This is a genomic window from Rhodococcus jostii RHA1 (genome assembly GCF_000014565.1).
Classification (GTDB): Bacteria; Actinomycetota; Actinomycetes; order Mycobacteriales; family Mycobacteriaceae; genus Rhodococcus_F; species Rhodococcus_F jostii_A.
Genome location: NC_008270.1, coordinates 1 through 12,252, shown reverse-complemented (window position 1 = coordinate 12,252; position 12,252 = coordinate 1). Strand labels below are relative to the sequence as shown.

Annotated in this window: 11 protein-coding genes; all 11 read left to right on the top strand. The window is 62.6% G+C overall.

Annotated features, from left to right (window positions below; translation table 11 throughout):
• Nucleotides 1-176 precede the first annotated feature (176 nt).
• The 11 genes from RHA1_RS40815 (at nt 177) to RHA1_RS40770 (ending at nt 12,020) form a co-directional block, all read left to right on the top strand.
• The gene (locus RHA1_RS40815) at nt 177-434 is read left to right on the top strand and encodes a hypothetical protein (protein ID WP_011599879.1); all 258 of its coding nucleotides are present in this window, start codon (nt 177-179) and stop codon (nt 432-434) included.
• Nucleotides 435-625: 191 nt separating this feature from the next.
• The gene (locus RHA1_RS51250) at nt 626-6,004 is read left to right on the top strand and encodes a telomere-binding protein (RefSeq protein ID WP_011599878.1); all 5,379 of its coding nucleotides are present in this window, start codon (nt 626-628) and stop codon (nt 6,002-6,004) included.
• Nucleotides 6,004-6,735 (top strand): hypothetical protein, encoded by a 732-nt coding sequence (locus tag RHA1_RS40805; RefSeq protein WP_011599877.1) that lies wholly within the window; start codon nt 6,004-6,006, stop codon nt 6,733-6,735. Before RHA1_RS51250 ends, RHA1_RS40805 begins: the two co-directional genes overlap by 1 nt.
• A 149-nt stretch (nt 6,736-6,884) precedes the next feature.
• Nucleotides 6,885-7,370 carry a hypothetical protein gene (locus tag RHA1_RS40800; protein WP_337464503.1) on the top strand — a complete coding sequence of 162 codons (486 nt, stop codon included), beginning with the start codon at nt 6,885-6,887 and terminating at the stop codon, nt 7,368-7,370.
• Nucleotides 7,367-7,528: a hypothetical protein gene (locus RHA1_RS51010; RefSeq protein ID WP_157180065.1), complete on the top strand. Its 162-nt coding sequence runs from the start codon at nt 7,367-7,369 to the stop codon at nt 7,526-7,528. The genes RHA1_RS40800 and RHA1_RS51010 overlap by 4 nt, the downstream gene beginning before the upstream one ends.
• Entirely contained in the window at nt 7,498-8,094 is a 597-nt protein-coding gene (locus RHA1_RS40795; RefSeq protein WP_011599875.1) for a hypothetical protein, read from the top strand. The genes RHA1_RS51010 and RHA1_RS40795 overlap by 31 nt, the downstream gene beginning before the upstream one ends.
• Before the next feature lie 182 nt (nt 8,095-8,276).
• Nucleotides 8,277-9,281, top strand: coding sequence for a DUF3560 domain-containing protein (locus RHA1_RS40790; protein ID WP_011599874.1), 1,005 nt, complete (start codon nt 8,277-8,279; stop codon nt 9,279-9,281).
• 128 nt (nt 9,282-9,409) lie between these two features.
• Nucleotides 9,410-9,625 (top strand): hypothetical protein, encoded by a 216-nt coding sequence (locus tag RHA1_RS40785; RefSeq protein WP_016880451.1) that lies wholly within the window; start codon nt 9,410-9,412, stop codon nt 9,623-9,625.
• Nucleotides 9,626-9,846: 221 nt separating this feature from the next.
• The gene (locus RHA1_RS40780) at nt 9,847-10,239 is read left to right on the top strand and encodes a hypothetical protein (protein WP_167541013.1); all 393 of its coding nucleotides are present in this window, start codon (nt 9,847-9,849) and stop codon (nt 10,237-10,239) included.
• On the top strand, nt 10,236-10,820 hold the full coding sequence (locus RHA1_RS48040; protein WP_011599871.1) for a DUF4192 family protein: 585 nt from the start codon (nt 10,236-10,238) through the stop codon (nt 10,818-10,820). Before RHA1_RS40780 ends, RHA1_RS48040 begins: the two co-directional genes overlap by 4 nt.
• Nucleotides 10,821-11,045: 225 nt before the next feature.
• Nucleotides 11,046-12,020: a DUF4192 family protein gene (locus RHA1_RS40770; protein ID WP_011599870.1), complete on the top strand. Its 975-nt coding sequence runs from the start codon at nt 11,046-11,048 to the stop codon at nt 12,018-12,020.
• The last annotated feature ends 232 nt before the right edge of the window (nt 12,021-12,252 follow it).

Below are 12,252 nucleotides of genomic sequence, written 5' to 3'. Positions count from 1 at the left end.
GCATGATGCGGCGACGAAGATCTTGTTTCCCATCTGTCACACAGCGTTGGGCCGAAGGATCTTCCTCTAACCAGAAGCGGATTTTTGGTGAAGGTGAGGGGATGCACGATGAACGGCGACACACCGACAACACGACCTTCGACGTTTCCGAAGCAGTTTCTGTTTAGGCTCATCGCATGGGACGGCCACACAAGGGAACGCGCAAGTGCATATCAGTTCGTGCACCCCTTCAACAGCACAGCTTCTACGAAGCACGCGCCGAAGAGCTCGGACTTGAGCTCGGCGACTACGCCCTGCTCGTCATGGCCCGTGCGTACAACCTGGATGTCCCCGACTACATCCTTAAGAAGTTGGACCCGGAAAAACTACGGGCCCACGACGAGCGCTATGCGGTCTGCGATTCGTCCGACAACGAACTTTCAATCTCGGCATGACCTGGCCATAAATAGCGAAAGACCCCCACTGCTTGGCGGCCTGCGGGGGTCCTTCGATCCGTTGATTACGAACTGAGTCCTGGAGGGGACCTAGTTCATAAATACGAGTCCTGGAGGGGACCTGTGCCCATACTAACCCGGGCCGCACCGCGCCTGCCAGATCTCCTGGCGCGTGTGTCTGAGGCGGCTTCGTGACTGCTATCACTGCTGGAGCTATTGAGAACGGCCGGATGTCGTCATTCGACCGGGTTCGTGCTGCTGCCGAACGCAATGGCGGGGTGACCGAACGCGGCTCTACCCAACTGATGGCACGGTGCCCGATACATGGCGACCGTCACGCGTCAATGTCAGTGACCTGGGTCGATGGGCATCGGGGAGGAATGGTGCTGCTTCACTGCCACGGCTGTGAAGCTCCCGTCTCGAAGATCGCCGACGGCCTGGGGTTGTCGATGACCGATCTCTTCGACGAACCGCTGTTTGGTCGCGACGCGCTCACACGCGTAGGCCGATCTCCGCACCAACGTGGTGCTGGGCGGCGTAGGCCGAAGGGAGGACGACTGCCCGCCCGAATCGCGTTTCCAGACGTAACACCGGACGCGCAACACCGGTGGGATCGGGTCAAGGTCTACCCGTACGTATCAGCCGACGGTGCCTTGGTGCAGGAAGTGATCCGAGAGGAATGCACGAGCTGTGAAGCTGGCCGGCACAAGCAGTTCCGACAGGTTTTCGTGGATGCCGCAGGGACCCGGCGCAAGCGTAAGCCGGAGGGTTTTGAACCGGTCTTGTATCGACTACCGGAACTGCTGTCGGCAATCTCGAGCCATTCGCCTGTGTGGTTACTCGAGGGGGAGAAGGATGTCGAGACAGCCGAGTCGCTTGGACTGGTTGCCACGACCAATGCTCAAGGCGGACTGAACTTCCCTCTCTCGTGTGCTGACCTTTTCGAAGGCGCTGAGGTTCGCGTAGTGCTTGATCGCGACTCCGTCGGATGGAAGCGGGGTATCGAACTCGCATCTCTATTGGGTGGCAGTGGTGCCCAGGTCCAGCTCTTGCTGTCCGCACCGGCGGCACCTAAATCTGATTTCACTGACCACGTCGATGGCGGCCAATGGTTGACCGACTCGACGTGGGGTGGTCTCATCCCTGTTCGGCCTGGGGAGGTCGCTGCCCACGGCTTTGCTGCCGACGTAATCGAGAAGCAAGCACTAATCGAACTTGCGCTGGCAGAGGCGACCGCCAGAGCTGATCGTGCAGATGGGCGGGACGGAGACGAAGAGTTCCGACGCGCACAACGTTGGGCGCTCGAATCGGAGCGACGTTTCGAAGATCTGACTGAACTTCTGGACAAAGTTCGACAGCAGGCCGCGGCTGAAGGCACCGATTGGGCGGGAGAAGCGGTCGAGAATGCCATGACCGCATGGCGTGCTGCGCGTGTTGCAGCGCGAGCGGCACACGATGTCGCGCGAGTTCCCATTCCGCCGATTCTGCAAGATCCCGAGCTTGAGCCCGTACCGGGTGCGGTTCAGGACTCGCTCAGCCCAGTTGATTCACAGTCGGTCCGGTCTGGCTCGGAAAGCCTCGTTACGCCGCTGAACACGATCCGGGGGCGCAATGTTATCGCTCCGGTGTATCGGATCATTGACGGGAACTTGGTCGAAATCGTCACGACCAAGAGCGGTGATCAACAGGCGAAACTCGTACTGGACCTCGATGCCCGGATCGTTGAGATGGAGTATCTCGAAATTGCCGAAGCGGGTATTGACGTCGACGAGCCGGAGTTGATGGGCCGAGCGGCGATGGCCGGTCAGAGTGAAGTCAACCCCGCCGCACCTCAAGAACTCACCGCAGTGGTTATCGGCTACACCCATCCGGAGAGCCGAGAGTTTCTGCGGATTCGGATCCCGGCGAAGGAGTACCGGGATTGCGGCTGGGTCGATACCTTGCCAGGTCCGCCTGCCTACGACTCTCGCCCCAGCGGAGTGGCGAAGCTGCGAGATGCACTCAAGGGCGCAGGTGGGCGCGAAATCCAACGGGTGGTGCGTTACCGCTCCACCGGGTGGCGCCGCGATGATCAGGGAAAGTGGTTCTTCGTTCATGCTGGGGGAGCCATCGACGAGAACGGCGGACGGGTAGCCCCCGTTCTGCTGACCGGCCCCCTGAAGATGTATGACCTTCCCGCACCGACGCCCGACCCAATAAGGATCCGAGAAGCATTCCTTCTTCATTCCGGCTCGATGCTCGAACGCACCCCGACGCGGGTTTCGGCCGCTCTACTTGGGCAGGTATTCAGGTCCGCATTGGGTCCGAACCCGTGGGTTCTTACGTTGGTCGGATCGCCTAACAGCTACAAGACATCACTCGCGTCATTGGCGATGCACCACTGGGGAGAGAAATGGGATCGCCGGCGACCGGCGACATCGATGTCGGGCAACGGCGACACATTGAATGCATTGCGTATCAAGCTTAACGCCGCAAAAGATGCTCTGTACTGGGCGGACGATGTCGCACCAACCCGAGACTTCGGGACTGCGCAGAAGGCGCTCGAAGAGTTCGCTCGCATGGTGCACAACGGTGAGCAACGCTCGAGAAGCACACGTGATGGTCTCGGTGTTCTGGACGGAACCCCACCCCGCGCGTCTGCTTTGGTCACCTCCGAGATCATGCCGCGGCCAGGATCTGCAGCTCAGCGGATGCTCGTGGTGCCGTTGCAGGCGCGGGAAATCGAACTGAACGTTTTGAAGGAACTCGATACTCCGCATTCCCGTCATGGCCGTGCCTTGTTGATGGCCACGTACCTGCAGTGGTTATGTCCTCGGTTGGACAGTGTCCGCGCTGAGGCGTTTGCCGAAGGTGAGCGGTATAGCGAGCGTTTGCGCACGAGTGGCGAGAGTGTTCGTCAGGCAGACGCTTTGGGGTCTCTGTGGGCGGGCTGGCATGCGATGTCACGTTTCCTTGTTGATGTCGGGGCGTTAACAGAGAACGAAGTCGCGCAGGTCGGGGACCTGGTCACGATGGGCTTGTCTGATGCCGCTGCTGCGGCGACTGACCCAGATCTGCCCATGCGGACCGGTGCGCGAGTACGGGAGTTGTTGGTACACGCACTGAGAAATGGTCACGCCTACGTGGAAGACGTCGACACCGGGCAAGCTCCAGCGGATTGGTCGATGGCTGCATGTCTTGGATGGCGGCGCAGTGTGGTGGGTGAAACATCCGACGGCACCCCTCGATGGCGTGCGGAAGGTCGAGGCGTTCGGTTGGGATATGTCGTCGCCAACCCGCGGCCGTGCGATGGTCAACCACAAGTCTTGTTGGACCCGATGGCCCTCGAACAGGTGTTGAAGGCCACTGGTCAGACGATGACCGATACCTTGCAGATCGATCGTGGTACCGCCTTGAGGGCTCTCTATGACGAGGGCGTGCTGATCGCGGAGGAACGGAAAGGCCGGATGCCGCGGTACACGGTGCAACGGATGGTCAAGTGCGAAAACCGCAGGCAGCGCATGGTTGCACTGCGGCTACACAAGTTACTCGGTAGCGATGATCCGGAAGACCAAGTAACCAGCGATGCAGGATCAAGTGACCCGACACCCGGCGGCGATTCCAGCGACTCTTCCACGCCTGATATACCCGGTGGTCCGGCTCTGTTCGACGGTTGGCTCGCCGATCTGAACAGTCCAGGGCCCGGCGTAGCTTCGGGTGATTCGTCCAACGAAGTCATGAGCCTGACCAGCTCTCATTCCGAACAGGAGCCTGAGATGGCTATCGAGACCGATGCCGAGGGGCATTCCGCTGATGGAGTGCAGATTTCACCGGTTTCCACCTGCGCCCTGTGCGGCGGCGAGGACGCCGGATGGCAGATCGACGGCTTGGTGATGCACCTTCCCTGCTGGTGGCAGAGCACCGCCGCCACCCGATCTGCAGCTGCAGCAACCGGCGACACAGTCGGACAGCCTTCGCCAATGGTTGTGGACGAGCTGGAGTCGGCTCCCGTCGAAACGACGTCTCCTGACACTGCTGCAGCAACGCCGGCCATCGTCGCGACAGCGGAGACCACGCAGCAGCCGACCACGACGACCCCGGCGCCGAATCCTGCAGCAGGAGAAGCACCGACCACCTTCACCGCACCCGCGGCAGTACTCGACGTCGATGGCGCATGGCTTCCCGATGGCACCCGTCACGACCTTGCCGCGCCGATCACCCATGTCGGCGATGTCGCGGAGCTCGTAGCGACGTTGAACCTCGGCACGTGGACGTCAGACAAATGGTCGGTGCCTGGGCAGATCTGGATCACCGACGCGATGGCGCAGCACGTGGGAATCGACACCAGCAGTTTGGGCAAGCGCAATCGAAACGACCGGATCAAGGAACTGACCGCACAATCTCCGTTCGTCACAGAGGCTCTCTCCGAGGGCTGGCAGCTCGGCGGCAAGGAGGGGGACCGGCTCGGCACTTGGACCCGCGTGTGGAAGGGCGAGACGCGTGGTGTCTGGGTGGCACTAGTCTCCGGCATGAGCCAAGACCCCAAGGAGATGCCCATTCTTGGCGACTCGCCGGCACCCGCCACTCTGGCGCGGCGCCTGTCACTGCTTGCAGGTGCTCTGCGGTTCCCCTGGGCTGTGAGCCCGGCATCGACGGGCATCGACCTGATGATCGCCGCCCGGCCGAAGGAGTGGAAGCGCGTATTCGCATCGTCGGACGCGGAGTTCGCGAAGAAGTTCCAGATCTTCGAAGCGGATATCAACTGGTCACGGACCTTGACTGACGAGGAAGCGAAGTGCCGTTACGTCCATGCCTTCGACCGTGGCGGTTCGTACGCGGCAGGAATCGCCGGTCTCGAACTTCCGATCGGCGAACCTGTGCATCATTCGAACGGACTGCCGTTCGATCGCAAGCTCCCCGGGTACTGGCTCGTGGAGATTCCCGAGTGCGCGGACTGGCGGCTTCCGAATCCTCTCAACCCGATGGGTTTGTCGATTTCTGAGCCGAAGTGGGTGACTACACCCACCCTCGAACGTGCCAGCAGTCTCGGGTACGAACCAGAGATTCTGGAGGCCTACGTGTGGCCTGATCACGGACGGGTCCTCGTCCCGTGGTACGAACGGATCCGGGATGCGCGCACCGCTTTGGATGTCAAGGACGATCTCGACGCGCAGTTGGCTCGCGAACAGAACAAAGTCATCTATACGCACACCATCGGCATTCTCAATTCCGATTTGCACTTGGCAGGACGGCCAGGATATTCACCGGAGCGTCACCACCACATCGTCGCCAAGTCGCGGGCCAACATCATGTACCGAATTGCTCAGATCGGCGAAGACACCGGACAATGGCCCGTCGCAGTCACCAAGGACACCGTGCTCTACGTGTCGGATGAATCCGATCCCCAGCTGGCGTGGCCTGGAGGACCGAAGCAATTCGGACGTGGTTTCGGCCAGTATAAGCCGGAAGGATCCGCACTCCTCGCTGAACATCAGCAGTACCTGGACGGCAAGGGCTACCGGGGCAAGTCGGATCTGATCGCACCGGCTGAGTCGATGTCCGCCGATATCAGCGAGGGAAGTGATTCGTGATGGCACGGAAGCCCCTCAGCCGCACTGCCTATTCGCGGATCGCCGACAGTCTGGCGGACTACGGCTCTGTGGTGGACAACCAGATCAATGTCGTAAGAGCCGCCAAGGAACTTCGTGTTGCCCAGACAGTGGTGCGTGAAGTGCTGCGCGCTGAGCGCGGAAAGATGCAATCAGAATTCTTCGGCAAGCTGACTGGACGCCGAGGCGCCGACACTTCCGGTCGACCTGGATCCGCCAACCTCAAGGCTCAGCTACTTGCCGCTTACGGGCCCGGCAAACGGAGCGAGATCAACACTGCCGCCGCAGCACGCGATCTTGGGGTCTCTCGACGCACCGTGGAACGCTGGCTGGCCCCGGAAGGTCGGCAGCGAATCGCTAAACCACGAGCAGAGACCCTCAAAGCCCTAGCCCACAAGGCCAAACGCGCGGCATCTACGCAGAGCGCACGTCGCGCGGCGATGTCGACTATGCGAAGCAGCAAGCAAGGTAAGGCGCTGGCCAAATACGGCGGCAAGATCAGAATCGATGCTGTTCAGGGTCCGGGACCGCGCGAGTATGCCCGCGATCGGCTGATCACCTTGGCGCTGACGCCCGACCAGGTCGAGGCGATGTGGAGTGCGTATGAACGCGGTGGCGACAAGGGAATGACCGACTGGATGAACACGCGAGCGCAGGACTACGTCGGTGGGTGGGAGTTCTTTCAAATTAACAGCTTCGACGTGGAACGGTAGTTGTGGTCGACCATCGAGGGCCTCGCTGGACACGCAAACGTCTCGAGGCGATGCTCCGGACCTGTTACGGCGAAACTGCGCGTGGAAGTGTTGACGTGCAGGCGGTCGCGGACGCTATGCATGTCTCGTCGCGCACGGTTAGGCGATGGTTGGCCGGCTCCAACCGACAGTTGGCGGCCGTCCCACATCGTCGACTCGAGCAGCTGCGTCTGCCGGCCGCCGAGTCTGAGTTGCGGGGCCGGCAGCAGGCCGACTACGCCCGCGAGGCGATCGCCCAGATCGCTCTCCCGAAGGACAAAGGAATTTTGCCTGTTTGGCGTGAGCGGGGTTGGCTCGAGCCACACGTCGTGGCGATTCTTGACATCACTGGCAAGCCCTGGAAGCAGATTGTGATCAGCAACGGTTCGGGCCGCTCGATGAACGAGTGCCGGCGCCGGGGCTCCATTGTCGATGTCACGACGGTGCCGACGCGTTTCCATGGTGTCGTGCTTGCTCAGGAAGTGCTCGATGAGATCGAGCCGTGGAGGTTGCACCCGCTACCGGAGTTGCTTCCTGTTGGTCGTACGCATGTGTGGTCGAACGACGCGCCGGCAGTCGATCTGTCGGTGTTAGCTGTGTCGAAGGAGTTGAGATGACAAACGAGAAGGGTATGAACATGGACAACGAAGCCAGCTCTGTCGAGAAACGAGCCAAGGCGCTGCTTTCGGAGATCGTGCTCGATGACAACGCTGAGGGGGCGCACCGTCGTAAGGTCGATCTTTCGTGGTCATCGTCGGGCCGCTCACTGCCGTGATCGATTCGGTGGGGCCGCGCCCATGGTTGCGCGTAAAAGATCCGCAGCCGTTGCCCGAGGCATCGAAGCCAGCACTCTTGGCGCGTCAGCTGCGTGAGCTGGACGAGAACAGCCTCGGCCGGCTGATACGCGATCACCTTGTGCCGCTCAGTTCGGACCGCAGTTACCGCACGCGGTGGAACGGATTCTGGTCATCTCTCGGGTTCGACCCGGTGCTGCGTGACCGCGCGACGGGGATTATCAATGAATTTCTCGATCTTGCTGAGGGAGCGCTCGAAGCCAACGATCAGGATGACAATCAGACTAAGCGCACTGAGAAGTTCTTCGACCGGTGTGAGGGTGCGCTCGATCGGATCCTGAAGCGCGAGGACGAGCCACTCGCCTGGGCGGGTGCGGCAGCCATGACGTTCAATCCGCCGGCTCGGGCAGTGATTGACCAGCTCGTGTCTGCCATCGAGAAGCACCGAAGCGATCTGGACAACGAAGCGCTGTGGGCGACACTCGACAGCGTCCGGAAGCAGTCCCTGGGCGGATCTGGACCGCGGAAACGCCGATCTCAACGCTGAGGATAGTCAGTCGGTTACAACGTCAGTCAGTCGCTAGACACAAACGTCCCCGGCACCGGGTGTGCCGGGGACGTTTTCACTGTTCAAGGACTGTTTTTGACGGTGCGTAGGGGTAGATTCGGTGTTGTCCTGTTGAAGGGCGGACTGACCATCTGCCCCCTTGTTTTGGGAGTTGTTCTGGCATGGTGACGATTTCACATAGTGCGGCCGAAGGGACCTTGATAGAGGGGACGTCGCGCGGCGATGGTACGAACGAGGCGTTGAAAGCACTGGGGTGGCGGTGGTTTCGTTCGCTCGGGACCTGGGGTATCCGCGGGAGCCGGGATCGGGCGCCGATGTTGCACTTGATCGAGAGCACTGCGGCGGCGTTGCGCGCTGCTGGGTTCGAGGTACAGATTGAGATCGATGCCACCGCGCGGCCAACTGCCGAGGTCGAGGCCGATCGGATTGAGCGTCAGGCCGGCCGCGTCGCTGCACTCGAAGACAAGGCACAGCGACGAGCCGATCAGGCCGACCAAGCATGGGAGGCTGACCGGCGCGCACACGATGCGCTTCCGGAGGGTGGCGAGCCGATTCACGTGGGGCACCATTCGGAGAGGCGACACCGGAGGGCTATCGAGACCGCGCATCGCACGCTCGAGCAGGCCGTGGCTGCCGAGGAGGATGCGAAGGCGGCTCGGCGGCGGGCTGAGTCGGCGGCGGTGACGACGTCGGCTCGGTACAACCCGGAGACGGTCAAGAATCGTATCGACGCGCTGCAGGCGAGCCAGCGTGCAGATCAGCGGCTTTGGGACGGGCACGAACGGACATTGTTCGTCGTGCGGGGAGTCAAGCAGGTCGAGAAGACTGCGCCGGTCGAGGGTGCTTACCGGGAATCGGTTATTGCTCGGATGGAGGAACGCGCAGATCAGATCTCGTATTGGGAGGGAGTTCGCGCGGAGCAGATCGCATCGGGGCAAGCAACGAACTACGGGCCCGATGACATCGCGAAGGGTGATCAGGTTCAGCGTCGCGGCCAGTGGTACAGGGTCGTTCGTGCGAACAGGAAGACCGTGAGCATCCCCTCGATCGTGGGTGGGGGCTGGACGGACAAGGTTGCGTATCACGAGCTCAGCGGCCATATCCGCGCCGAGGCTCAGAAAGAGCCGGCGGAGACCTTTGTCGACGTGGAGGACGCCCGGTCATGAATCAGTTCCGATCCGAGATCCACAGTGGCGAGTTTCGGTGCTCACGGCACTACCCGGTTTCGCGACGGGTGGAAGATGCCGCAGCACAGGCCTTTATGGAGTGCATGCCTGGGTCGGAGTGGCCTCCGGTGAACACTCAGTTCGCCGATGTCTTCCGTCTGGCGGCCTGGCGCCTTCTGGTGCCGATCGAGACGGTCGCGGCGCTGGACTGCTCGACGCTGACCGGGCGGGACTGGTCAGCGCTGGCGCCGGACGCGCAATCGGAGTGGATCAATCGGACGCGCGCGAGCACTGCTCGGCTCACGCGCATGCCGCACTGGAAAAAGCTCAGCTGCACAGCCTGATTGAGCGTGACTCGATGGTGTCCAGCCTGTAGCCGCGGCCGGCCGCTGGGCGCCGCCGAGTCAGTATCTGCCGGCGTCCCCGGCACCGGGTGCCGGGGACGTTTTCGCTGTTCCGGGGGTGTTTTTGCCGGTGGGTTCGGCTAGTTTTCGATGTGCAGTAAGTCCAAATTTCAGCGGGTGAGTCTGACCAGCTCACCCACCGACCCAAAGGGGTTTGTGTGATGGAACCGATTCGTATCAGTTCGGCAGTGGATGCGGCCGCGTTGGCGGTGAGTTTGGCGGGGCATTTGCCTACGTCGGAGGTTGTGGTGGCTCCGCTCGATGAGAAGGCGTTCGGGACGGTGTTGCTTGCCCAGCTTCCCGAGGTTGTTTCGGAGGCCGATCGTGAGGAGTGGGTCGAGGTCGCACGCGAGCGTGTCGGTGACATCGAGGCGCTTCTGGTGGTGGTGTTCGGCTCACCGGCCCACGCCGAGCTGGTGGTGCAGGCGCTGCGCGAGGCTGCGCCCGATCGGACGTTTCACACGTCTTCGCCTACTTCCAGGGCCAGGCTCGGCGGTTTCATCCGCTGCCGGGGGAGTGGGAATCCGGCGACCTGGCGTCGCATCCGGTCGTGACGCTTGCCTTGACGGAGGGCAAGGTACGGCTGCAGACGCGTGGGGAGATCCGTGCAGGGTTTGCACCGGCTCAGCTCGGCGAGGAGCAAGCACAGGCGGTCACCGAGGCCGGCACAGCGGAAGTGACCCGACTGGGCCGCGAGGACGCGTTCAGGGCGGAGGAGCTCTCCCTTGATGTCATCGCCCGGTATCTCGAGGAGTACGAGACTCGTGGGGTGTGCGTCAGCGATGAGCACGCGGCGCGGTTGGTGGCGGCGGCCTGGCATACGCCGGTGCGGGATGCGCTGCTGTCGGGCATCACTGTCGAGCATGGCCGGGCGCTGGGCGAGATGTGGCGGCAGGTTGCGGCCGTGACGATGCGGTATCCGGCGGCTGCCCCGCTGATCTTGGCCGGGGCCAGCTTCTGGGTCGGTCGGGACGCGGTAGCGGCCAGGGAGGCGATCTCTGCCGGACTCGAGGCGTTCCCGGATCACCCCTTCGGTCAGGTGATGGAGCAGATGCTCGACGCCGGATTGAACCCGTCGATGTGGGACCAGTTGTGCGCGGCCGTACGTGTGGCCAAGGGTGCAGCCGACCAGTAGTCCAGTGCTGTTGTGAGCGGTGGCCGGCGCCCGACCGGCGACCGCTCACAGCTGTGTGCGCCTATGTCCCCGGCACCGGGTGTGCCGGGGACATAGGCGCAGTTCAATGCGGGTTTTTGTCGGATGCTTCGGCTAGGTTCTGAGGTGTTCGTAAGTCCAATCCACGGGTGAGTCTGACCAGCTCACCCACCCGACCCAAAGGGGTTTGCTGTGAGTGTTTTTCGTATGTCTTCGCCGTCCGATGTTGTTGCCGGTGCGGTCGCGTTGGGCGGTCATCTTCCGGTCGACGAGGTGGCGGTGATGAGCCTTGACCGCCACCCGGCGGCGGTGATGCTGGTCCAGTTGGGTGACGATGCGGAGCGGGAGTCGGGGCGCATCTTGGACGCCCTCGAGAGCGCCGCACCGTTGGAGGAGAGCCAGTCGATGCTGGCGGTGGTGTTCGGCCCGGCCGAGCGGGGTGATGTGGTGGGCGCGATCCTCGAGCGGCTTCGCCCCGATGCGGTGACCCCGGTGTTCGTGTTCACCGATGGTCTGGTGCGTCAGTGGCACGGGGCCGGGTCCTTGATCGGGCAGCCGGGCATGCCGGTCGATCTGGCGGCGCACCCGATCATCGCCGAGGCACTAGTGGTCGGCTCCACCACCCTCATGACCCGCGCCGAGATGCGAGCGAGTTTCGCACCGGCCCAGCATGGTCCAGACCGCGCCGCTATGGTGGCCGCTGGTTTTGGGCGCGAGCGCGTGATTCTGGCCGCTAGGGACCCGCAGAACGCCGCCGACCGTGCCTACGATTTCGCGTTGGCACCGTACGTGGGGGGAACCGCTGGAGCGGGGGAGCGGGGCATCAGCGTCACGGACGAGCACGCCGCGATCATCGCGGCCGCGATGCACGATGTGCCGGTGCGCGATCTGCTGTTCGCCCGGGTCGACGCACACAATGCCGATGCCGCCGCCGAGGTAATGCGCCAGGTCGGGGCCGTACTGCCCCATGATCTCGCCGGTGCGGTGATCATTCTTGCCGGAGTGTTTCATTGGGTGAGCCGTCACGCCGCGCTGGCACGTGAGGCGGTGAACGTGGGCCGTGCGCTCGATCCTGCGCACTCCTTCGGGAAGCTGTTCGAGCAGTTTCTCAACTACGGGATGAACCCGGCACTGTGGGAGCAGCTGCGTGCGGCGGCGGTGCGCGCCCATCAGGACCAGTAGGTAACGAAACAGCGGTGCGGTGATCGAACGGGACGGTTCCGCACCGCTGGATTCGGCCAATTCCGTTGGTAATGAACACTTCCGAAGTGATCATTTTGCTTTTTCCGGATTCCGTTATGCAGCAAGCTAACCCGTGACCCTGCGCGCAGCGCGTTGGGTGAATTCCGTTATTGGGCGGCTTGCCGCCCAGTCGGTTCAGGCCCCGGGCGCAGCCCGGGTACCCTCCCGACGG